This is a genomic window from Bradyrhizobium barranii subsp. apii (assembly GCF_011516635.5).
Taxonomy (GTDB): domain Bacteria; phylum Pseudomonadota; class Alphaproteobacteria; order Rhizobiales; family Xanthobacteraceae; genus Bradyrhizobium; species Bradyrhizobium barranii.
The window spans coordinates 9,032,564-9,057,977 of the sequence record NZ_CP096255.1 but is presented as its reverse complement, the minus strand read 5'-3'; the positions used below and the strand labels follow the sequence as shown (position 1 = coordinate 9,057,977).

Below are 25,414 nucleotides of genomic sequence, written 5' to 3'. Positions count from 1 at the left end.
GCCGTTAGAGATATGCCACTCAAGAGGCGTTTTAGAAGAGATCATCGGCCGCGGCCTCAACCGCGGCCGTGTTTGGCGTCACGGAGCGCAAAACTGCGGATTTTGCCTCGCGAACAATCCTGACGCCGTCGTCTGCGTGATGGAACGTCGGATTAGGCGGCTGTTATCAGCACTCGAATGACATGGCCGGCTTGATCTCGGCGACATCCCAACGCGGCTTGCGGTGTAGTCTGTTAAGCGTTTGTTTCGCATTCCATTCCAAGCAACGGTCCGTGTCCCCGTTGCACTCTGTTACTGCAAGATGCATCGCCATGGGCGCTATCATAAATCAGATCGGTCGCGTGTCGAAAAGCAATCTCTCGCGCTGGTTCAGCTTTTTGCCGGTTTCTCCTCCACGCTCACCAGAAGCCCCAGTTTGGGAATAGTGTCCGCCGCGCAACCGAATTCCCATTCCCCTAGGTCAATCGGCTCCTCCCATACGGTCGCGCTTTGGCCCGGATTCGATGATTGTTTGAAAAAGAACTCCGGACTGGCCGAACCATGTTCCAGACTAACGATGCGGACGCGTGCGGCTTTTTCGGAAAGTCCCGACGAAAAATAGGGAAGCCGATCTTTGAAGTTCTCCAGGGTAAGGGTGCGCCTTCCGTGGGCGTCTTTCTTTTGATTTTTGAAGCGATTCCATTCGCCGGCAAATTCGTCCGGAAGAACAAACAGACGATGGACGACCGGTCGGCTGATTGTCTTGCGGCGAGTGTCCCCGAATTGCTTCGAACCCTGTCGCGCCGTGTACTTCACGTGCATGATCACGTCAGTGAGTGTGTCGAAGTCCAGCTCGCGGTTGTCATCCGGTATCAGTTCCAGCGTCCAAGTGCTCGCCGCACCAGCACCCTCAAACGGCAGGTACCGCTCGTCGCGGAAGTTGACCTCGAACATTCCGCTGTCGTTCTGGCCCGTGCTTGTGGCAATCGACTGGATGCGCGAAAAGTTTCTCAGCAGATTTTCTTCGTCTCCCTCGTCATCTAGCCTGGACTGTTTGATCCTTATCTGGCTCTTCGTCAGCGTCAACGTGCAGTTCACGCTGGCATAAGGTCCTGCCACACAAGGGATGCTCAGAGCCACGCTCTTGATTCGTCTGAAATAGTGGCCCGGATAGTCCACATCGAACAGCAGTTCGTTCAGTTCGATCTCGCACCGGCCTGCAGCCTTGAGCGTGATCACGGCGTCCGGGTCGAGGCGCACGAGCGAGATGTGCTTTGTGATCTCCAGTTCCCGGCGATTGCGCGCCAGATAGTCGACCTCCATTCGCTTCAGGTCAAACAGCAGTGCGTCGCCGGCGAGCAGTCCCTTGTGCAAGGTATCCCAGCCGCGGGGCCGAACATAACTCTCGAACTGTGTGTCTTTCGGACCAAGCTCGAAGTGGAAGGCGCGCTCAACCTGGAGGGCAAACCGCTGGGCCATCTGCCACGACTGAAAGTAAGTCGCGGAAATTTGCCCGATCATCCAGTCATAGAGATCGACGTTGGCGAACTTGCGGTCCTTGAGATAAGCCAGGATTTCTTCGGCCTGCTCTCTTTGCTTGTCGTGATTGGAAAGCTCCTCCTTCGCGATTTCAACCCTGATCTCCGCTGCAGCGATCTGCCGATCGATTTGGGCGAGTTCCCGGTCTGCAAGCCGTTCCTGCAGCTTCCATTCGTCCCAGCGGCGCTCGTATCCCGCTCTTGTAAGTAGCGTGCCGGCTGCCTCTCGCTGCAAGCCGCCCATACCGCCAAGAAATTGCCCCATCGCGCTCGCGGCGTGGCCCAGATTGACGCCACCCCATTCTGCATCGGTCCCTGGCGCGCCTCCAAATCCCCAGCCTCCGAACTTGAAAGTCGGAAGGAGGAACGAAATGTTCGCCGCGGTGCTGAAGACGAGCCCTGCCGTTCCAAGGCGGGCGCCTTCCTCGTTCAAATCGAGCGACTTTTCTTCCGTGCTGATCGTGTACTTGATGTCGCGATAGAAGTCGCGCCTCGCTTCCGTCACGGCTTTTGTGCGTTCCAGACCCGCCTGGTTCTGCAGCGCCTCCTGAACCTGGTTCAGCTTAATCTGCCGCACCAGTTTCAGAAGGTCGATTTCCTGATTGGAACGAAGCCGCGACAGCGCCTCGGCTTCCTTCTTCTCAATGGCTTGCAGTAAGGCATTTCCGAGGCTGATGACCATCTGCGTCAGCTCCGCGGCCTTCTGCACGAGTGTCGCGAAGCGATATTGCGGCAGTTCGCCGGCACCCTGCGAAAGCACATCGCCGATACTGAGGCCTGCCGCCACCGCCCTGACCAGCAAGCCGGGATCGATCGGCGGTGCGAACAGGGCAAGTTGTCGCTCGACCCCTTCGATATTCTGGCAATGCCTGATCTTGTACAGCCGGTCGGCGACCGTGTCCCAGTAGCCCATCAGCTTTTCATTGCGCGGAATGCAGAAGTACGGAACTTTCAACAGCGCCCCGGCGGGAAGGGGTGGCATGCTGGGAATATCAGTCTCGGATGCATCCGGCTGCGGTGGCAGCAGGCTTTCCAGCTCTACCAGGCTATTCCCGAAAGAATCGAAGCCGTCGATCTCGGCGCCGTGAATGGCCACTTCCAGCTCGCGATAAGTGCGGCTGTGGAATGTGCCGGGAGCCTTGACGACCCTTGGCTTGGGGCCAAGCAGACGCTCGGCGGTGGTGTAGAGTTGAAGGGCGGCGTTGACCGACTCGCGGGTATCCTGTCGAAACAGGAAATCTCCCCATTGAATGATCGTATCGAGGTAGGTCATGACAGTGGCCTTCTGGAATGCCACTGTTCTGCCTCGCGCAATTTGATGCGGCACGAAGGGATTCCGCCGCCATTGTGCGACTTCGTCCTGCCAAAACTTGCCTATGCCCTGATTGTTCGGATCGTTCAACGAAGCGAGGATGTTTTCAATCCGCTGCCCGACATAGGTATCCAAAGGATTGAGTTGACTGTCCCGTTCACGGAACGGCTTCGTCATCCAATAGCGTCCGGAGCCTTTGGGCACAGACATGAGCTTTGCGCCGCTGTCATCGCCAAGCTTCGGCGCCGGCAGCCCGCTTGGATTGAAGATGAAGTGAGACCAGCGCTGCGCATCTTCAAACTTCTGGCTCAGGACAAGCTTCTGCGAGACCAGCGAAGGCAGGTGATAAAAGATTTCCCAGTTGTAACTGGCATAACCGTCCATGCGATCGAAGCTGAAGCCGCTCGTCTCATTCGGGTATGGCTTCAGCACGGCCGGATGAGGCTTGAACAAGCCTGCAAACTTGCCGTCACCATCCCAAGTCAGCGGCGAGGCATTCATGAGCTGTTCGAAGCCGCCCGCTGCCAGGCTCCGTTTCAAGAAGCAGATGAAGGGGTGATAGAACGCATGGAAATTCAGGCCGAAGCAGCCGGTCAGTTGTTTGGTCAGAGAGACGAACGCTGCCTGCTGGTCCGTGTCCTTTCTCCATTGTTCCACAAGTTCAGGCCAGGTTGTTCCGGGCTTGGCGGCTTCGCGGACGCCGAGATCCTGCAGATTGGCCACGATCTTGCTGATCGTTGCGGGCTCACGATCCCCGGGGCACATCGTCGGAATCGCGACATATCCCCTTCGTCCGTCCTCGTAGAAGAAGGGGACGAATATCCCGCTTGGTTGCCAGCGGACCGGCTGTTGACCGAGCATATTCAGCAGGTTTGACAAGACATCGTCGACCAGCGTGGTCTGTTGCGCGGTGGTGACCCTGAATATGCCTGGCGTTGCCCCCAGCACTCCGGTGGGAGCAAAATTGTTTGCTACCAAACCCTCGACGACGAGGTCGTCGTCAGCATCGGTGTCCTTTTCGATCCATCGTTGGGTTTCGAGCGCGCTATCCTTGAACCGCGGGAGAGCGGTTGTTGCCGAGGTCCCGATCTTCTTCAAAGTTTCGGGGGAGAGCAGTTCCGGATATCCGCGGCAACCCGCGAGATTGAAGGCTCCCATCAGCGTCGGATCGGCTTCAGGCGGCAGTGACACGTATTGTTCATTGCCTTTCTCATCCTTCACGGAACCCACCATCGAAGATGCGATGATGAAGAAACCGAACTCCGGATGATCTTCGGCCGGGAAAGGAAGGTCGCGCGGCTCTTGATCGCGAATGACAAAGCGGCATCGCTTGCGCTCAAGCGCCATCTGGTCGCTCGTAGCATTCACGAACTTCGGCGATCGAATGGCTTCTTTTGAAGTTCGTTTGGGCTGCCAGAGGCCGTTGGTACGTTCGCTCATCGCAAGCTGAATAGTCCACCCGCGCGGGGCCGTCGGAAGTGGTCGGCGACCAGTACCCGCTGGAACGTCGATTTCTGCAGATTCATCCGTGACATCGGCAAAAATTGGCCACGCAATGTTCAGACGGTTGTTGCGGACAAACAGCAGAACATGATCCGTCGCGATGTCGAGATCGACTTTCTCCCATGCGGTCCAGTATTTCTCTTCGACAAATCGTCGATAATAGTAGACCGCAGGATCGCCACCCTTGGTGCGCGCCACGACGTGGAGCACCCGACCCTCCTTCTTGCCGTTCTCGGAATACTCGGTGTCCTGATAGTGGATCGCCAGCACTTCCATGAAGGCCGCGTCGTCGAGCTTGTCGAGATAGGTTCGCGCGGGGACTTCGACGTTGAGATCGTTGACCTCAATCTGGGAAAGCGCCTGTTCGAATTCCTTGAAGAATTGCGACTTGTCGTCGCGCAGGTCCGGCTCGATCCAGTTTTCTGGGTAAAGGAAGATTTTGCGGTTGGCCTGCCAGACGCGATAATTTCGCATCCACGGCCACTCCTGCCAATCGTTGCCGTGGTTGTCATCGGCCCGGGGGTCGACTGACGGCTCCTGACCCATCAGGCAGCGTTGAGCGAACAACTGCACGACGGCGTGCGCCTGCGCGATGCGCGACGTGGGCATGCACGAGCACATTTGAGTGTCGATCAGGAAGTAATCGTACAGGTCGTTGACTTCCGTGAAGCAGCCGTGGCTCGGATCCGCGATGAGATAGCTGACGAGTGCGTCGCGCTTCAGTTCACGAATGGGATCCTGGATGTCCTTCAGCGTATCCAGCCAGGACGACTCGTCCGATTTTTGCTTCAGGCATTGGCGGAGAACCGGCGTCAGTTTTTCGGACACATCTTCCGCAACGAGCGCGTCGAGGTCCGCAAAAGATATCCCGAGGTTGCCGATCGTGTCCGCAGCGCGGGCGAGCCGCCCGTAGGTCGAGGCGAGCTTGAAGTAGTCCCGGTGTTTATCCAGATCCAGCCGCTGGGCGGTGTCCAATAGATTGACGTCAGGTGAACCAAAAAGCTGGTAACAGATGCTGACGATGTCACGAATGGAATCCAGACCGGTCAAAGGGGTGCCGCTGGTGTCCTTTGGGGTCAGGAGTGCAAGTTCGAACGCCGTCGATGCGCCAATCTTCACATTGGGATCGGTGGGAGTTTCCTTGAGTGGATACGTTTCGATGAGCTCGAGACCTTGCAGCAGCAGGGCGAGCCTTTCGTAGTCGGCCGCAGCGTCAGAGGCCTTGGCCGTCAGGGGCATCTCATCCAGCGAAAACCAGCCTAGCAGTTGAAACCGGTTGGCATCCGGGGCACCTGACGTTCGCAGCAGCCCCCACAACAGCTGCTCCTGCGTCTGCAACTTCAGGGTATTGGTGAAGCCGGAGATCTTGTGCGCCAGCCGTACGGCAACGAAGAGTTGGCTTAGCCAGCCGCGCCATTTCTCGACGTCGGCGAGCGCGGGTGGCTCGACCCAGGAGTCGATTGGACTTCCCTTCAAGACGGCATCGCGGAATTTTCGCTGCTTGTCGTCCAGATTGGCGATGCAATCGTCCGTGGCGCACAATGCGCCGTCCCATAAGGCCTCGATTGCCTTTCTTAGTTCGGGCGTCGCGCCGGTTGGCACGGGCTCCAGCGCCCAGGCCGGGGTTGACAATATGGCGAGCAAGTTGTCGCCTTTCGCCGGCTTGCCGCCATCGGGCATCCGGCACCAGCGCAAGATCGCGTCGGCCTGCTCGACGGGTGTCTTGAAGGACTGGCTGACGACTTGAATGGTGATGCCAGTCCGCATCTCGATATCGACGTGGTTGAGCAAGATGGTCACGAGGTCGTGCGCCCACTGCCGATAGGCGGCATGAATCTCGGGATGCTCATCCGTTTCGGTCCAGGCACCCTTGGCGTTAACTGGCGCCAAATCAGCCGACGAACTCACGCCGGCGATGTCTGCGAGCGGCTTCGCATTCAGCAGGATTTTCAGATTGTCGGCATCTTGCTGGGCCTTTCTTTCCTGAACGAGGGTCACGATCTGGCGGGCCACCTCCGCCGAAAGGCCTGCGATCTGCGACAGCACCGATGACAGTTTCTCGACGCAGGTTGTCATCCCGTCGCCGAGAACGGGATGTATCGAATCGTCGACAGGAAGCGTGATCTCCTTTGCAGGTCGTGCGTCACTGACGGCTCGGAGCTTCAGGCGCAGATCCGAAAGCAGCCGCGCGACGCCGGTATCGGCAATGACCCGCTTCTTCTCTTCCCCGGGATTTTGGTTTTGGGTCGTGTGAAGCAGCCAGAACTGCAGGTCGGCGACACCGATGTGCCACTTCTTCAGCAGGGCGATGACCTCACAGAGCTTTCGCGTCACGGCGGGGTCTGCGAGGGCATCCTTGATGCCGAGCAACGACAGCAGCGAGATCAGGTCTCGCATGTTGAGGCCAAACTTCCTTGCGAACTGGAACCATGCCCAGACGCGGGAAAGATTGGAAAGCGACAGTTTGGCGGCGACGTTCGCACCGGGTTCGTTGCCGCAATAGGCAAGCAACGCTTCCAGTTGCTCCAGCGGAATTCCGATGGCTCCGGCAATGGCGGGCTTGTGTTTCGCAAGATCAGGGCAGCGTGGTGTGTCGGCAGTTTGGCATTCAGGCGGTGGACAGAGCTTATCTGCCAGGAATTCCGGGTACGGATGGCCGTTATCGCCCTTTTGTAGAAAAATGCGGCGATAGTCCGATGGCTCGCCGAGAACCGAGATGTCGACAAACCATTGGGCCGCTTTCGTGGGCTCGATACCGATATCCGTCCCAAGCCGGATGATCTCTGCGATGCGTTCAAGGCAGTCGCTGTTCAGCACGCCCTTGCCGACGGCCGGCGACATGATCAGGCGGTCGAGCAGGTTCATCGGCCAGCGAACCTTTCGCCACAGGCGAAGGAAGCGATGGATCCTGTCGAGGGCCGGCTTGTTGAGCCCGTCGATGCGCATCTTTTCGGTGTCGCATCGCGAGGCCGTATCGGCCGGATCGTCGGAGACGATATGCAGGGTTTTTCCGCATGGGTTGATGAAGCCGCCGGCGAGCAGTTCATCCAGTTGGCTTTTGCCAACCGGCTCTGTGGTCAAACCCGTCTTGTCGAGGAAGCGGCGTAGCTGCGCCATACGCTCCAGGATGGTTGCCGATTTCTCCGCCCAGTATTCATTCTGGCCGTTTGGATCCGGCGTCGTAATCAGGTTGCGTTCGACAGAGGTCAAACCGAGTGCCTCGGTTGCCGCAGTCAGCTTGTCTACCGCGCTGACGTCGGGCTCCTTCGAAAGTGCCCGAATAATGGTTGCCCGATCGGTTCCTATCTTGCCCAGATAGGCCGTCGCCTCGATGCGGTCCGCGTCGAACGGCAGCGCCAGCGCAAGATGGCTGCCTTTCAGCATATTGACAGCCTGCTGATTGACGTATTCAGGCGCGGCCGCGATTTCCTTTTCGGTGCCGTAAGTCTGCCGCAGTTGCGTGACGAGCCAGCGCGGGCAACCGGCCTCTTCGCCGTCCCGCTTGAACAGGATCAGCGCCCGTTCATCCCGCACCAGACGGTTGTCGAGCGAGTCCGCGGTGACCATCGCCTTTCGGGTCACCTCGGGAAAGCCGTTCTTCGTGAGCGCGTCCAGCGCGATGTCCGGGATCGGGCCGGGTTCCAGTTTCATCGGCAGGTGAAGACGCTCTTGCGGAAGGAAATCCTCCAGCAGTTCATTGACGAGGTCGATATAGGGGACCGGCGTCATCGCGTTTGCGCAATTGAGGTCCAGATATCCGATATCGGACCTGCGGCTCAGCAGCACGTCGAAGACGTGCTTTGCGCTTTCGGGGGCCGCAAGGCAGAGCGTCGGTGTGCCATCGCCCGGATTGCCCGCCTCGAGCTTCTTGAAATATTCCAGCACGTCGACGAGGTAGGATGCCGGCCCGTAAATCGAGTCGCATTCGTCGCATGCGCAGGCGTCGAGCGAACCGAACAGCATTTCCCAGCTCGGCAGCTTTGTGGCGTCGCCGGAGGCGGGCGTCTTCATTCGCTCGCGCAAGCGACTGCGGTCGTCGGGCGAACAAAGCGCATCGACGTGTTGTGCGGTTGCCAGAGACCGTGCTTCCGCGAACGCATGCGCGACGGCATCCGCGCGGGCTATGGCGCGGCTGTAAAGCTGGTCAGCGCGTTTCTTCAATGCGGTCGTATCGCCGCCCGGGGTGCCGAATTTCTCCGCATAGGCGGCGGCGAAGGCGCCCTGGCCACGCGACTGGATCTTCAACGCACTGTCCAGGTTACGGCCGTCGGAATCCCTGGAGAGGAGGAAGCCGACTTCAGCCGGATCCTGAGTGAGCATCGCGGCCCGACGCAGCGACAGGAGGGCGGCGGTCTGCGCCTTGTCCAGGCCGATATCTGCACTCAGCTGTCGCGCATTGCCGGACAGCAGGCCAAGCGCGCCGGCCGGGCCGTCTGCTTGTCCCGCCTGACCGGCGAGGACACTCGTTGCCGCACCGGCGTACAGATCGGGAAGTTTTCCGCTGTCGACGAGCGACTTCAGGACTTCGTCGTGAGGCGACGCTAGGCATTTGCCGTCCTTGCAGAAGCATTCGCGATTGATGTAGCGATGGAACGGCAGCTTGGGTTTGAATTGTTTGACGCTTTTTCGGAGCTTCTGCAGGGCATCGATGTCGACCGGGGTCAGCGATCCTTTGTCATCGAGATGTTTGGCACTTATGACTCTCGCGTCGGTCGCCTTCTTGATGACATCGTATAGCTCGGTCTCAAGCGAGTTATTGTTATCGTCGTTGTCGCTGACAGGTGTGGAATAGAAGGCGATCTGCGCGAGGTGCCTCGACCTCTGGTCCGGGTCTTGCACCTGCTCTCCGGGCAGGATGAGAAGTTGCGCATCCGGCCGAATCGCTTTTTCGTCAGTAGGTTTGGCTTCGATATCAGTACCGAAACTCGCATAGAGCAGGGCTTCCGTGCGCAGTATCGCGTAGAAGAACTCGGCGTCGAGTGACAAATCGAGGTGTTTTGTGACAGAGGCGAATATCTGCGAAAAAACGAGATGCTCGATCTGCTGTTCACTCAGCAGAACGACCTTGTGTGTATCGGGTCCGATCGTGACCAGCCTCGTGATATCGGCTCGGGCGAGCTTGCTCCAGTCGTCGCCTGTGATCACAATGTTCGCGCGAGACATTCTCGCCTGAACCTCTGCAAGAACCCAGGGATATTCGACCGGCGGCAACTTGGCTTCGTCGACCACGACGTCCAGACCCGGCGCAGTGCTCTGGGTCAAAAAGGCGTTCCAGACCGTCGCGGATCGACCGGCCTCATTCTCGCGGAGGTTCAGCGTTGTGAATACGCGTGCGAATAGATCCTGCGGCAGGGGGTTTCCGCCTTTTTCGACGACTTCGGACAGGGTCTCATAGTGGCCTTCCTTGTCGGTCGTCGTCGCAGCACCCCACTCAGGAGGTGATTCTGTACCGTTTTCGGTCCACACCGAAACAGGCATGTGCGGGAGAGGCTGGGAAGTTCCGTTCGAACTCTTGACCGTCACGGTGCCTTTGACCAGCCAGAGCTTGTTGATCTCCACGAGCTTCTTGTTGATCGCATCGGCCGTTTCGACGGTCAGAATCCCGGTGACCGGAAGGGTGCTGAACGTCTGAAAGTCAGACACTAGTCCGTTGGTGATGTCGCCATAGCGCTGTTCGTCGACTTCCTTGTTGTAAGCGATGAGTTTCCCGCCGGTCGGCTTTTTGATCGGAGGGTTCGGCGTGATCCCCCACAGAGCGACCAAGGCAGTCTGCAGAATGGTGACGAGGTTCTTGTCGGCAGTTGCGGGATCGAGAATTGGCAAAACGATTTTCATGAAATTTGCCCTAATTTCGGCTACGCCAGCAATTGCTTTTGCGAGTGTGAGTGTTGGCTTTACCTGTTGCGCGAACTTCTTCGGCTTGCCTTACTGCTCCAGCTGTCATCCTTAGTCGCGAGGGTAAAACGCAAATACACGCGAACTGTCTTCAGTCAAACGTGCACCTTCAACGACTAACGGTTTTCCATTTGATATTAGAGGATAGAACTCCTTTTGGCCCGTGGAGCCAAATACTGCTTCGTGCAGGAGGGACTTCGCAAACTCATAGAGTGCCAAACGTGAGGAGAACTCGAGTATTATGTCGGACGTCTTGGCGTCAGCTGACGCCTTAACGGAATGATGATCATCGTCGAGGACTTGTTGAGATGGAATGTCGCTTCCATCTGATTTCAGGATAACCACATCCTTAAGGCCGTTCATCGTTTGATGACTCCATCTTTTGCCCACCAGGTAAAGCCACCCTTTCCATCTGGAACAATGTGAATGTTCTCCAGCTGTTTTCCGGCGGCAGACTGAATCTCAATATTATAATGATCAATGTTGCCCATGCCCTTGAAGGGGCCACCCAACGGGTGTGCGCTTTCGCCGAAATCCTTCCGGAAAAGAACTCGAGTGCCGTCATCCAATGTAGCCATCAGCTGATTCGGATGGCCTCCCGTCCGTTCAGCCTTTGCGAGCAGGGCACTTAATTCTTTGGGGGCAGGAGCTGTGGGGGGCCCCGGGGAAATGCTTCCCGAGATGACATCTCGTATCTTAGCGATCGCTGCCTTCCCCGAGGTCGCGATCACCGCTCCGCCAGCGCCAAAGGCCAGTCCTGTTCCGGTCGCTGCAGCGATGTCATTGATCCGAAGTCGCTCAAGCTTCGCGCTTCGCCGCTGGCAAATTGCCGTGCGGTTTCATGCGTGGCGCCGCCCAAGGCACCCGCACCGCCGCCCTTTACTGCGCTCACGGCGATCTGTCGCCCGAGGCTCGCGGTTGCGCTCTGGGTGGCCTTGATGGCTTGCGCGGCCATGCTTCCCGTTCGAACTGCCTGCGCGGTCGCGCGCGCCGCGGCCACGCCCGGAATGAGGCTTAAAATTCCGCCCGATGCCCCGCCGCTTATGGCAGCTGTTTTGATGCGATTGGTATCGATGGGCCCTTCGCTAAGAGCTTGCGCGGTCAAATCGGCAGCTGCGCCGCCCGCTGCGCCGGTGAGGGTCCCAACGGCAACGGTGCCCAGAAAGGCCGTCGCAGCGGCAGTCGTAGTGCCGCCGCCAACTGCTGACACGGCAGCTGCTACCGCAACGGTGCCAACCCCGGCTGTCAGAATGGTAACGGCAACCGAGACGGCCACAACGGCACCGACAACTGCAGCCTGGCCCCAGGTCCATCGACCCGTTGGATCGGTGCCGCCGATCGGATCATTTTGCGCGTATTGATAAACGTTGATGTGGTCCTTAATCCCTTCCGGATCCGCCGATACCCATCTCCCGAGCCACGTCGCCAGATAGCGCGCCGAATGATAATTCAGCCCGTTCTCTTCATCGCGCTCCTTGCCGGTGAAACGGAAGCGCTTGGCCGCTGCCTTGATTGCGGGATTGACAGCCTGGTAGGCGGTGGTGCCGAACGGGTGGAATTCCTCGTAGGAAATTACCGGCGCCTTCTTCTCGAACTGAGTTTCGAGGCAGGCGGAGCCGAGGTGGTTGGGGAACTGGCAGCGGATCAGCTGCTTGGCGGCGGTGTCGCTGCCCTTTGTGAGGGTTTCGAACAGCGCGAAGCGCCGTTCGCCATCGGAGACGTGCAGGGATCGCCGTTCGGCCGCGAGATCGTCGCCGTTCGCCTTGTAACTACGGTAAATCTCGCTCGATCCGATGTAGAGGCGCTCGCTCACCTTCTTGCCGTCGAATTCGGTGACCTTGCGGGCGCGTTCGCCGCTGCCGTCGTAGACGTAATAGGTGACCTCGCCCCGCGAAAAGGGACGATCCGCGTCGCATTTGACTTTCTGGCGCATGGTCAGGCGCAACTGATCGCGAAAATCGGTTTCCATTTTCGGCAGATGCGGCATGGTGATCATGCTGCCATGCGCGTCGTAATCGTACTGAAAGGTCGAGCTGCCAATCGTGGTACGGATCAGCTTGTTCGATTTCTTGTCGCGCGATCCGGCGACGAGCTCATAGTGGTAGACGCGCCGCCACAATGTCTGCGCATCGACCTGATGCTGCATCTCCTCGATATTGCCGACCGGATCATAGGCGTAACGTTGCGTATAGATGCGCATCGCCTTCTGATCGTTCGGATTGGCAAAGCTGGTGAAGTTGCAGTTTCCGTCAAACGCGCCCATGCGATGGGAATCCCATGCATTTGGCGGAAGGTTTGGCTGAAGGTTTTGTCCGATATGTTCGCGTCCCTTCGCGGATGTCAGCCGGTACAGCGCATCGTATGCGTAGTTCGCGTCAGGTTCGACCACCTTTCGCTTGAAATAGATGGTCTGCTGGGCGCGGTCCTGGATTGCGGTGATATTGCCGACGGGATCGTAGACGTAGTCGAGCGATTGATAGGCGGCCGCCGAGCTTCCCGGATCCTTGTCGACCGTGATCAGGCTCGACAACCTGAACGTCTTCTCGTCATAGCTCAGGGTGGTGCGCAGGCCGTAGCCGTCGTGGTTGTTGCCGTATTGCACGATGCGACGCTGGCCGCGCGCGTTGTAGTCGATGCCCCGTACGATCAGGAACGCCTCCGGCGCCGTCCTGACGGTGGTGCCGAACAACTGGCCGGCAACATTGTAGCGCCGAAAGGTCGGGCAATCCGACGCATAGGGCGTCACCAGCCGGATCGGGCGGTTGAGCGCATCGAAATCCGTGCTCGATGCGAGCGGTTCGGTGTCGAGTGCGGGGTTGGCGGACCAGTCGGGCGTCGATTTGTAGTCGCGGCAAAACTGTCGCGTCGAAGCGACCAGGTTGCCCTTGGCGTCGTAGCCTCCAACGGTCACCAGGCCGGCAGTATCGTGATGCTTCCAGACCCGGCCGCGCAGATTGGCGTCCGCCGGCGCCCCCGGCTGCTCGCCATAGGTGAGGCGCTCATAGCAGATCGCGTCAGTATGGGTGTCTGGCGATTTGTGTCCGCTGGTGATCCAGTTCTCAGACGGCCGCCGCAGCGCGTCGTAGGTGTGCCTGAAGAAATGATCCCGCTCGTCCCAGCGGTACATCGGCTGGCTGGCCGCATCCGGTAGCGTCCAGCGGCTTCCGGCATCGATGCTGCTCTCCTGCAGCGGACGTCCGAGCATATCGTATTTCCAGGTCATGGTGGGGCGGCCGAGCGCATCGATCACCGCGAGGCGGTTGCCTTCGATATCGAGGACGGTCCGCGTGTGCGAGAACTGTTCCTTTGCCATATTTGAACGGGGATCGACAAAGCGGTTGTGGGTAACGACGAGGAACTCGCGTCCCAGCGTGTCGAACTGCGTCGTGGTGAAGGTGCCGGCGTGCTCAGCGGTCTGCTCTGCCGCTCGTGTCTCCTGCTTGGGCCGCCATTCTGCTTTATCGTTGGGTTCAGACAGCGTGCGTTGGTTATACCATGTCGGCGATGCCGTGCCGATCAAAGGCCAGTCGACGGGGGCCAGTCGCTTGAAAAACGCGGACACGTCGGGATCGTTGAGCGGATCGTTGCCGACCGTGTCGTTGCGATCCCAAGCGTCACGGAGCCAGGGATCGAAGACCACCTTCTCCCAGCTGTTGTCGGGATGCAGCGTCGCGACCACGCGTCCGAGCGGATCGTAGAACAGGATCGGGCTGACCCCTTCGGTGCGGCGGAATTCGAAGTCATGAGGACGCGAACCGGCGCCCTGGTCCTCGTGGAAGAACGGCTCATACTGCCGGACCGGCTGCCCCTTGTTGTTGAAGATGGTCCACCCGCTGCCCACCCAGCGGCGGGGCTTGGTCTGCGCAGGATTGTCCTTGATCAGGGGTGCGGTGCGAACTTTCCGCTGAATCTCGCGGCCGAAGCCGTCGGAATAGCTGAAGCGGCACTGGATATGATCGGCCAGAACGAAGTTTTCCAGTCCGGCATGCCGACGTGCGATGGCACTGTTCGCAAACGGCCGGTTGACATGGAATTGCCGCTCGAGAGTGGCGGAAAATACCGGTGACGCGGCCTTCTCGGTAGCGTCGGCATCGTAGAACCGCATCACGTTGTAGACAAACCGGGTGGTGGCGCCGGCGAGCAGATCTTCTGCCTTGCCGACCGGATCTTTGAAGAAAGCGTCGACCTCAGCCGGGCTGAGGTCGGGCTTCAGGCTTTCCAGGGTGTCGCCGAACTCGCCGACCGGCGTGCTTTGTCCCAGGACCGCCGTCGCAACCACTAGCCCCCGTAGGTCGAATGCTGCGGCGAGATAGTTGTCGTTGGCATCGATCAGAAGCCGGGGCTGCAGTACGCGGTAGTCGTACGTCGCGCGCGTCGTGTTCTTCGCAGCGTCGGTGACCTCTGCGATGCGCAAAATGGCGTCGTCGTACGCCACCCATGTTGCGTTGCCGAATGCGTCGACAAATCTGTGCGGCAGGAAAAATCGCTTGCGGGCAAAAGCCAGCTCCGCGGCCGATCCCTGCGGGGTGCCTGACGCATCGGGCGAGAAGAACGTCCGGCCGGATGGTATCCAGAAATGATGGTCGCCTTCCGGCTCGGCGTAGCCCGCCGATCGATCCCGAAGATAGCCGGACACATCATCGGAACCGGCATTGTCTTTGTACAAATCAAGCAGGCCAGGCGTCAGCGCCAGCTTGAGGGCTTCGCCCGGCAGGGCGAGCGACTCCAGACGGCCGAGCGGCAAAAGGATTTTGAGGTCGTTGGATCGATAGAACGTACGATGGTGCTCGACGAGCCTGAGCTGTCGCTTCGCATAGCTTGCAGTGGCCTCGTATGCGATTTCCTCGATTGCGTCGAGTTGCCCAACCGCATCCTGCAGGAGCTCGAAGGTCAGCCCGCTGCCATTTTCCGCCTTGGCATTTTGCCATTCGTAATCAGTGAGTTCGTATGTGCGCTCTTCGGCGGGCAGGGGAGTGCGCCATTCGTCCGGCAGATTCTCAATGGCATTGGTGAAAATACTGTCGTTCAGAGTCAGTAGCGTACGATTTTGGGCGGTGGTTTCCGCGGGTGTAAGCTGATGCTGCGGCGGCGGCTTGTCCTTTTTACCGCCTGGCTTGGGCTGAGCTGGAACGTCCGGTTTGGACTGAGGTAGATCGTCCGGCTTGGGCGGAAGGCGGCGACCATATCCGATAGCGACGGACTGCTCGACGTTGCCAAATGCATCGACCTTGAGCGTCAGGGCATGCGCGACGCGGGGATCGGACGGGGCGATGCGCTCGTAGTGGGCATGCAGCACTTCACGGGGATGAACGAAGAAAACCGCATGGCGGTTCCTGCCGCGTGGCTGCAGCGTGCGGATGGTAAAATTTTGTTCGATCGTCTCGTACGGCCGAGCGGCCCGTTCTCGGACCTCCTGCGCCGAATCGTCGTCGGCATCGAGCGAATAAATCTCCTGTCGCAGCATGCGGCCGCGCAGCGCGCGATGAGCTTCACGCTCCTCGTCGACGCTGAGGCCCTCTGGAATGGCGCTTTCCGTCAGATGGATGGCTCGCTCATCACCGTCCCAGTAGGACGTCTTGAAAGCAGCGGTCAGCGAATTGTCGAGGCTCCAGGCGCCGTGGTGAAACCAAGTCCGGGTCAGCTTCGGTGGCACATAGCTCGCTGACTCCCAGTTATCGGCTGCGTCCCCGGCAGACGATAGCGCGCCGATTTCGTCCGTGTCCCATTGTTCGACCATGCCGAAGCCGCGAAATTCGCGCTCAGCTCCGTCGAAATATCCGTGATGATAGGCGTATCGGGAAACGAAGTGATTTCTGCCGATCAGGTCCCGTGTTTCGACCGCTTCGATCACATGAACCGGGAACGGGAGCCTTGTGATCCAGGGCTTTCTGTCCGCCAGATCCTTCAAATAGAAATGCGTCGAACTGCAATAGGAAAGCGCAGTTTCCGCTCCCATATTATTGCGGACCAACGTCAGCAAATGCGGCTTGATACCGCCGGTCAGGTCAACGACCTGGAAGTGAGCGGCGGAATCTCCCGGTGCAGGGGATGACCAAACGAGGCAGTCTGTTCCCCGACCGAAGAAATCGGCCGCTGTCACGGTCGCCAGGGAATGCGGGATCGGAAACGGAATCTCGCGTCGCTCAGACCAGCTGTTTCCAGATTGATTTGCCCAAAAGGCAGCGCCTTTGCGCCCGAGGTAGACCAGGTCGGCCATCCCGGATCCATCCGCATCCAGAAGCCGAATTCGCCTCGGGTCGAATTGGTCGATGGTGTCGAAAACGGGCGCATAATCCATGGTGACACGAGCGCCAAACCTGCCGTAACCAAGATTTGGCCAGTAGCAGACGTCTCCGTTTCGAATCCGAATGATGTCCGTCAAACCGTCGCCAGACAGGTCGGCGAGAAAAACGGTCTGGTTTACCTCGCTAAAGACACATCGCGGTCCGCGTCTTTCGTCGAGCACCTTGGCTACGCGGTGCACTGCACCGTAACCCGCTTCCCCCAGCGCTTCCTGCCAGACCAGGCAATCGTCCTCCGTGATGAGCAGCTCGGCGAGGCCGTCGCCATCGAGGTCGATCATCCGCAGATTGGGGTCGTCGAGAGAATATGCGGGATGACGCGGCAAAGGTCTGGGTCGTTCCCAGCCACCCGAGTCGTTCCGTTCATAGAAAAACGTGGCGCCCGATGAACGCTCGAGAACGTCCAGTGAGCCATCACCCGCAAGATCTACCAGTTGGGCCGTTGCATTGCCGATCGCGGTCGCAGCTTGCAGCCGTAACGGCTTCTGCGGCGCGAATGCCCCACCGGTGGCTGGTTCGTTCGGCGCTGCATCCGGCGTCGAGTTGCTGGTCCAGCGGTTTGGCGCGTACCACCATGCGTCATTGCGGCGCGAAAGTACGCCTTGAATGCCTTCGCCATCCAGATCAACCCATTCATACCGGGCACCATCAATGCCTTCCGGAAGCGCTGGCGCGTTCGCCGGCGAGATTTGCTGCAATTCCATTGCACCGCTGATCGAGTACTCGAACTCCAGCGGCGGCCACGGGGTCGTTTCGTAGGTCGGCGGATTCGATCCTTGCGCACTCTTCCGGCGAGCATGCAGCTGTTGTATCGATTCGAGTTTGGTCAGGATCGGCGAGCCTTGGCCGCTATTCACCGCCGTGCCCGCTGCAGGCTCCTGGTATTGAAGCATGAGCGCGTGCGTAATTCCTGCGTAGCCTGTTTCGCGCCCCTCAATCTCGATCGAGACGCTCGTTTCGAACAGGATCTTCTGACAAAGACGATACGAACGAACTTCAAACCCGGCCCGGTAGCTTGAGAACGGGTCACGGCGCGCCAGCCAGTTGCTGTTGTCCGGCTTGAAGTGCTCAAGCCCGCGAGCGGTGTAATCGAAAAAGGCGCGGAATTGCCAATGCTCTGAAAAGGACTCTGCCGAAGCGATCAGGGTTTCGACGGACGGCCAATAGTTCGACCCGCCTTCCGCAAAAAAGGGCGCGATGTTGCCGTATGAAATCGACTCGAGGTGAGACCCGGCTACCGTGCAAATTCCCTGAAGTCGGTGAGCTTCCGAGAGATCGTTGACATCCACACCCTCGAAATTCTCCGGCTTGTAGCGATAAACAACAGCGCTTCCCCTGTCGTTGAAAGAACACTCAAGGAGCCATTGAAAAACGCGCGAGGCATCCGACGGATCGGCGATGCGCGCGTCCGTCGAGAAGCCGAGAATATGCGTCACGTTGTCGCGCGAGATCACCCGCCAATGGTTGTGCGACGGGATGTCTGAATGAACCCACCATTCGATCCGCGCGAACCCAGCCTCCACCCTCGGGCGAAATCGACGCACTAGGTATCCGTCTCTGCTCTGGAGATTCTCCGGCAGCACCGGGACCAAATCCTCGGCGCCGGAAAAGATGAAAACATCGGTCGGAGCAACATCTTCATATTTCGGCAATCCCTTATCGGTCTTGCGCGAGATAGAACCGATGTCGAGTTGCCAGCCAGCTCCGAAGGAGCCGTTGCCTGAGCCGGAATCGTAGGACAGCGTCAGGCTTGGCTGGAGTTCTCCGCGGGTCGGCAGGAAGGGTAACGGAACTGCAGTCGTTCCCGTCCCTGTACATGCGTTGACTGAGAACTTCTCGCCGATTCCCCTTAGAGCGCCGCCGCCCTTTGGAAGGCTCAGCGAAGGGACGGAAATAGATGCTGAATCCCGCGAGGCCGACAGGTCGGGTTCATTGGCGCTGCTGCCGCTTTGGCTGGAATGAGCCGGTCTCATGACCAGTCATGACCGGCGCAATAACGCAACACGATTGCTGATACGAGCCCAGCGACTCCCACCCCAAAAACCCCCACAGACTGGCGCTTGCCGTCCGCCAAACGGTAGACGGTAGCGCTAAAGTAGAGCAAAATCAATGTACAACGTAGGGGGATTTTAATGTCGTCGCCATTTCCAGGAGAGCCAGAATTGCAAAATCGCTTCGTGCGACCTTTGATATTGTCGGTTATCGGCATTGTGCTCGTTGCGGTGCTCATTGTCGGCACCTTGTTCGTCGCCAATCGTTATGCAGTGCAACCTTTCGCACCCAAAACCGACACTTCGTCAACAGCCGGCCAAGCGAAGACTCCGCAGCAAACCGAAGCCTACTTCACCAATGGATTGAAATCGCAAGCTTCCGCGACTGACGAATGGTGGGGTGCGCGGTCTGATCATCGGCTGCTTGCGTATGCGGTATTCAGCTGCAAGAAGTTGTCCGACGTCGTGCTGGACGCGATGCCGCGCCAGTATTTCAGCGCCTTGCTCCTCGATCTGGCGCCATCGGGCAATCATGTCTTTGTTGCCAAGGAAGGTGAAGAAGCGCTGCTTGCCACGCGCGACAAGGACGTCAAGCCGCTGGTGCTCACGGGCACTGATCAGGATCTTCTGTCGCTCAGTGATTCAATTGCGCGAGCCCGGCTTTCTGCGGCTGATGGGGCCAATTCGAATGTCCCGTGGGTTCAGCGCCTCGGGGTCACGACCCTGATCATTTCTGCCTTGGCGACCCTTTTCGTCACTTTGCAGGGAAAAACAAGGGCTGTCGAACTGTCGGACGAAGACAAGAAGACTCTCGATAAATCTTCCATCGGTGTCAGATTTTCCTATGCTCTGTGGGGGCCGGGATCCGGCTTTAGATGGGTCGCGTTTCTGGCGATTGCCTTGTCGATTACGGGCACGTCGCTTACCGGATTAAAGCAGGTTTATGATCCGACGCGGATACTTACTCAAAATACCCGCGCACTGCTCGACCTGCGGCAGCTTCATCAGGAAGTCATTCTTAGCGTCAAATGTGATGCGAAGGAAAGCAGGGCAGCAGTCGATTCCAACAAGATGACAGACTGGATAAACGCTATTCGCCGTATTCGAGCGACAATTCTGCCCGAGTATGGGGCATACGCAAATCTTGATGTTGGCGGTTCGTCCCAGCGCTTCGAACCGACATCGAACCAATCTCGAGGAGCGCCGGCGGAGACTCAAGGACAAGATCAGACTGCTCCTGCAGGCCCCCCCACTCCGCCGGCCAATAAATGAAGACAATCTTTGTATCTTGATTTTGTAGAGGTTCTCCGCTGGACGACTTTCTCAGCGCCTTGAACGTCTCTTGCGCTATCGATCATGGTGACCTCCTTTAAGGATAGAAGATTCACCATCCTAAACTCGTTCGAAGGCAAGGTTCGACCGGGCTTACCGCAGCTAAGCGAGGTGATGCGTCACCTTGCATCGGCCGCGCGGCTCAGACGAGCGCTCAGCACGACCAAAGCTGCGCTGGGGAGGCATCCGGAAGCTATTGCTATACGAAGTCCGCCAGCAACTCCATCGTCACCATTTGGAGCAAGGGCTTCATCGTTGGGCAAAGTTCGGAAGCGGAAGCCAAAGCCAAAGCAAGTGGTATCAAGCCTTGCGGCTGACGGAGAGCCGCGGCGGACGAGCGTGCGCTCGCGGATCGCAATGATTTCGCGGATGCGTCACGTAAGATCATAGTTGGAACGGCGCTGCATAGAAGTAGGACAGGACGATCGCCGAGTCGCCGGTGCGGCCGGCCGGCCTTTTCGATGCGAAGCCGCCCTATCAGGGCGTCGGCCGGCCTGGCCGCGGCAACGATCGCGACAGCCTTCAAGGTCGTGACTTAGCCCTCTTCGTGCTCGGTCGGACGTTGAGCGGTCAAGTCTCGGAGCGCGCGGGAGGAGCGGGCGCGGATCGCGCGATCGCACGACAGTTGCGCAAACTTCCGGGTGCCTCGCCATCACCGCACGCGCTTCAATTTAGCAAAATATCCCAAATCTCGATAGAAATCGATTGATTAACGCCCTATGGTTGTTCGGCGTCAGTTTGGTTGTGACCGATTTTGAGCTATGAGCCGATTATCAGGATCAACGCAGCGCATTTTGGCTGTTTTCGCCCGCTTGGTCGTTGTGGCGATGGTTTCTACAACCGCGCCCCCCGTTCAGGCCGCCTATTTCGATATCGTCCGTGAGAATATCGACTATCTGAATAATCCGCTCGAGGACATTCAGTTCGAGCCACGCTGCAATCTGGTGATGTCTGGTACGATCGACGGCAATACGGTCGCGGATTTCGAAAATGCGGTCAAAGAACTCGACGCCCGAACCACTCTGAAGCGCGATAACGATGTTCTGGCTTCCCTGGAAAAGCAACCTGGGTTCCGAGCGCTCTGCATGTCGAGTTCGGGCGGCCGGATTCACGACGCGCTTGATCTCATCCCTCACCTGGATCGCTGGATCGCGGTCGTCCCGCAAGGAGCTCTGTGCGAGTCGGCCTGCGCCATTGCGTTTATGGGCGCCGGGCTGTTCGCCGGCCCGTACGGGGACTTTGGGTTCTCTTCGACCAACCGACGGCAGGCCAGGTATTTACATTATACGGGGATATTGTCCTTTCACGCGCCGACACTTGAGGGGCTGCCCGACGGCACGATCACCAAAGATCAGTTGCTCAAAGAATACGAACAAAGCCGCCTCACAATGGGTCGAATCCTCTTTCTTCAAGGCTGGGATTACCTGACCCGCGATCAGCCTAGTGGCTTAGGAACGCCTGACCTCTCGACGAGCGAGTCGATCGAGCGGATGCTAAGCACGGCGGATGTCGATCCCTTCCTTCCCGCCTCTCTCTTTTTCACTTTTCTAGTTACGCCCAACAAGTCTGCCTTCCATGTCCAGACCGTCGAACAAGCTCTGGTATGGGGTATTCAAATCTACGGCTTATCTCGCAAGTCGCTCGAGGAGGATCTTCCAGAGTTCTGGTCTTGGCGGACTTGCGAAAATCTCGCTTGGATGATGTGTCACAACCCCTTTCAGTTGTCTGGTGCATGCAACACGATCGGAGTTAGGCGAACGACATTCGCCGACACCAGCACGGTGCCCTACATCATCGAGAATAGGGGGCGATCGGGAATAGAGCAGTTCACACAGCGGCTCTCGCCTAGCTCGGCATCCACGATCAAGCGTATCGCGCTCGGCAACAATGACCAGAACTCCCACCACGCCTATGGTGGCGGCGATGAAAAGGCCCTGTGCGGCATCTCGTTGTATGCCAACCAGCGTCTAATCGGCATGAGAGCCGAATACCACCCGACAGGGAGTGCTTGGGCCTACGGCAACCTCGCCGCGTCGCTGGTCAATAAAGACGAGAGCGCTTGGCTTGGCATGTCGAGAATGCCGCCAGAATCCGAAAAGCAGAAAATCATCCGGCCGTGGATGTGGTTGCCGATGGATACTCGCTTGCCCGATATGGAGCAAAAGTGGACTGATTTGTTCGCGATCGCCACCAAGGATGCGGAACGCCTCAAACGCAACGATTATCACATCCTGCATATTTGTAACGTCACCCGGGCACCGCTAACCGTTTCCGCCGCCTACAGGGCGGAGAGCGACACCTTCGCGAAGGGGTGGTATCACTTGAAAGGTTTCGACTGCATTGTCCCCAATGGGATCGACGCCGGTCACGCGTTTTACGTGCACGCGCGTGACGCGAGCGGCCACGAGGTCGCGGTGCCCGGGGCGATTTCCCAGCAAAAGTTCTGCGTCAGAAAGACCACGGACTTTTCTATCCGCCAAACGGACGGAAATGGTGCGTGCGCGAAGGCAGGGCCTAACGCCAAAGACCTAGCCGAGTTGAATTTTTCGCGGATCGCAATTGAACAAATGGTGACACGCGTCATTTTTGGCACGCTCCCGAAGGGAGTGGCCATTAGCAACCCACAACGCAATTTATTTCAGGACGTCGGAAAAAGGATTGATAGATGAGTATGCGGCAGGCTTTTCGATTTCGAATGCTTCTCTTCGTCCTAGCTCTTATTCTGGCGGGATCTGGACTCGTCATTCTGCTGATGGACAATAGCAATAAAGTCATCGCGGCCGAGACCGACAGCGCGCCCGGCCAGTGCGATCAGAATTATACTTTCTGCCGAGCACAATGCGGTAAAGACGACGACAAATGCCTGATGGATTGTCGGAAGGCTTACGATGCCTGCCGGCGGCGCGGCATGCCGGATCGCTGAGCCCGCACAATGAGCACATCCTGTGTAGGCGATTTCCTTTCTTGCGCCGGCAGATCTTTTCGTGCGGCTCGGATCGTTAGGGTCCCGATCACGGTGGTGATAATAGGCGGCGGATTGCTCGTTTTCCCGCCGCAGACAGAGGAGGTCTATCGCGTCGTCGCGCAAGATGTTCAGTATGGATATAACTTTCGGTGCCTCGCGGGCATTTTCGACAAGACCTGTCCTCACTTATCGATTTTGAGAGAATCAATATTCGCGTTTCTAGGCTTGCTCGGCGCTGCACTCGCGATCTGGTATTGGGCTCGGCGTCTCGCGTCGCAATTTTGGCCAAAGTCGGCCGACGCTGGACTGGAGCGAGCAATCCTGCGAAGTGTTCCAGCCGTACTTGCGGTCGCATTTTTGCTGACTGCGGCTTGGGGCGTCTATAGCGCCATTCCGTTCACTCCGGGCGGACCGAAAGATGCCGTTCTCAATGTGATCACGGAGCGCAAAGCGATAGCGCAAGTCGGTCTTTCCCCGACCGCCCGCCAGCTATCGGCGATGCGCGAGACGGTCGAAGTATTGATCTTGCCCACGAACGTCATGAACATCATGGCGGGTCTTTTAGCAGCTGTCGCGGTCTCGCTCGCTTGCCTCTTGCCACGCGCGAAAAGCCCCGCGGATATCGCGCCTGCCAGTCGCTGGGAACGACGAGGTCCAGTACTCATCTTTTTGATTCTAGTGACCGCCTTCGCGATGGCGCCGGTCTCGATACCACAATTCATCGGCTCGGTCGGGTTACTCGGCCTATTTCTTATGTGCGCGACAGCGATCCTTTCGCAGCTTTCCGCGCTCTCGTCTCGGTATGAAATTCCATTCCTTTTTTTGCTATCGTGCTGGATGCTGCTTCTGTCCTGGTCAGGCATCAACAATGACCATATCGTCGAAACGGGCGCGGTCAGTTCCAAGGGAGAAAGCGTCGCGTCGTCCGCGAACCGCTCGTTCAACGAACTGCTGGCGGAGTGGTATGAGAGCCGCCCGGATCGGAATCGGTATGTGTCGCCCAAACGCTACCCGCTTTACATCGTGGCGGCGCAGGGCGGAGGCATCTACGCCGCCTATGATACAGCCCGCGTCTTGGGCGTCCTTCAGGACAGATGCGCGGCATTCGGTTCGCATACCTTCGCGATCAGCGGTGTCTCCGGAGGTAGCGTCGGAGCCTCCGTGTTCGTCTCCCTGCTGAAGCTCAAGGCGCCGACCACCGATCCGGCCCGCTGTAAGGATCAGACCAAACCCAACAGCGAGCTCTTTGCCGACGGCGGTTCGCTGGCAAACCGAGCGAGCCAGATCCTCGATCACGATCTTCTGTCGCCATTGATTTCCGGGTTGCTGTTCGGCGACGTGTTGCAGTCCGTACTGCCGCGGGACTTCCCGGTGTTCGATCGCGCCAGAGCTTTGGACCGTTCGCTCGAAAGCGCTTTCGACACTCCTACCGACCTCGCGAGCGGAGGGCCGACGTCGATGTTGGCACCGCCGAAAAATCCCCTGCGAAATTCGTTCGCCAGCCACTGGCACGCTAAGGCTCAATGGCCGGCTCTGCTTCTGAATACGACCGATGTCCGGAGCGGCGAGCGGCGGATCATGGCTCCATTTGATTTCGGCAGGGACCCGCAAAAGATGCTCCCCGTCTCGGGAAACGGAGAGCTTGCAAACATAAAGTTGAGTACCGCAGCCTTCCTAAGTGCGCGCTTCCCCTGGGTGACGCCGTCGGCCTGGTTCAGGGACAAGTCTGGCAACATCACCTATCTGGTCGACGGCGGCTACTACGACAATTCGGGGCTGGTGACCGCGCAAGAGCTGATGGCAGCAATCAAGACTTCTGACTTGAAGGACAAAGTCGAGCCGAAGCTCATCATTTTGACGGGGGCTCCCGGAGCCGTCGATCCGATCGGCGGATTGCACGAACCGCTCGATCCCATCCGGGCGATGTTGAACTCTTGGGGCACGCGACCGGTCGAGGCGATACGCTCGGCCGATCAAACGTTGAATATCTCGCCGGATGCGGCAAATACCGTTCGCATCCTCCGACTTCACGGGCTGCTGTATAACCTACCCCTCGGATGGCGGCTATCCGGCGGGACGGTCGATCTCATTTCGGTCGAAGACCCTTTGCCGGGCCAGTGCCGCGGCGACGGAAATGCGACTGACAAGACGAACGTGTTCGATGCCGACTGCCTCCTGAAAGATCTCGAGAAGGAACTACTTTAGCAAGCCGATCGCGTTCGATGGCGCCGCATCGAGGCTGAATGAGGACGATTGAGTTTCGCCGTCGTAAATCGCGATCAGGCGAGGGTGCCAGCGCCGAGAATACCTGGCTAGGCTGCCCGACGGATGGCGATCGGGCTGAGCGGTGCGACGGGCAATTTGCCTTTCGCAAGTTGTCAGGCTTTTGCCCGCGCCGGAATACCCATTTCGGGCCGTAGCTCAAACCGTGGGTTTTGGTCTAGAATGGTCGAAAATGCTTGATCCTTCAACGGGGGTTGACTGACACTCTCTCCGCCGCTCTGCTTCTCCACTGTATCCAGCTGTGCGAAAAGGGCAGCAAACATGAACGTAGCGCGACGACGGTTGTCGCGGCGAGTTTCGCGATGTCACCCGTA

The 25,414-nt window shown here is 58.5% G+C and carries 8 protein-coding genes; 4 read left to right on the top strand and 4 right to left on the bottom strand.

Annotated elements, in window-relative coordinates; all coding sequences use genetic code 11:
• Positions 1-369: 369 nt before the first annotated feature.
• The 4 genes from HAP41_RS43210 to HAP41_RS43195 form a co-directional block, all read right to left on the bottom strand.
• A complete protein-coding gene (locus HAP41_RS43210; RefSeq protein WP_166075503.1) occupies positions 370-10,167 on the bottom strand; it encodes a Tc toxin subunit A-related protein in 9,798 nt (3,265 codons plus the stop codon).
• A 111-nt stretch (positions 10,168-10,278) separates the two neighbouring features.
• Positions 10,279-10,590: a hypothetical protein gene (locus tag HAP41_RS43205; RefSeq protein ID WP_166075504.1), complete on the bottom strand. Its 312-nt coding sequence runs from the start codon at positions 10,588-10,590 to the stop codon at positions 10,279-10,281.
• Entirely contained in the window at positions 10,587-10,805 is a 219-nt protein-coding gene (locus HAP41_RS43200; protein WP_248577155.1) for a hypothetical protein, read from the bottom strand. The genes HAP41_RS43205 and HAP41_RS43200 overlap by 4 nt, the downstream gene beginning before the upstream one ends.
• A gap of 149 nt (positions 10,806-10,954) precedes the next feature.
• Positions 10,955-18,502, bottom strand: coding sequence for a SpvB/TcaC N-terminal domain-containing protein (locus tag HAP41_RS43195; RefSeq protein ID WP_248577154.1), 7,548 nt, complete (start codon positions 18,500-18,502; stop codon positions 10,955-10,957).
• 189 nt (positions 18,503-18,691) lie between these two features.
• Here HAP41_RS43195 and HAP41_RS43190 point away from each other — a divergent pair, with 189 nt between their 5' ends.
• The 4 genes from HAP41_RS43190 to HAP41_RS43175 all read left to right on the top strand — a co-directional run bounded on the left by HAP41_RS43190 (position 18,692) and on the right by HAP41_RS43175 (position 25,022).
• Complete coding sequence (locus HAP41_RS43190) at positions 18,692-19,792, top strand: hypothetical protein (protein ID WP_166075506.1); 1,101 nt, start codon at positions 18,692-18,694, stop codon at positions 19,790-19,792.
• A gap of 821 nt (positions 19,793-20,613) precedes the next feature.
• Positions 20,614-22,521: a DUF1036 domain-containing protein gene (locus HAP41_RS43185; protein ID WP_166075507.1), complete on the top strand. Its 1,908-nt coding sequence runs from the start codon at positions 20,614-20,616 to the stop codon at positions 22,519-22,521.
• Positions 22,518-22,775: a hypothetical protein gene (locus HAP41_RS43180; protein ID WP_166075508.1), complete on the top strand. Its 258-nt coding sequence runs from the start codon at positions 22,518-22,520 to the stop codon at positions 22,773-22,775. Before HAP41_RS43185 ends, HAP41_RS43180 begins: the two co-directional genes overlap by 4 nt.
• A 114-nt stretch (positions 22,776-22,889) precedes the next feature.
• Positions 22,890-25,022: a hypothetical protein gene (locus tag HAP41_RS43175; protein WP_166075509.1), complete on the top strand. Its 2,133-nt coding sequence runs from the start codon at positions 22,890-22,892 to the stop codon at positions 25,020-25,022.
• Positions 25,023-25,414: the final 392 nt, after the last annotated feature.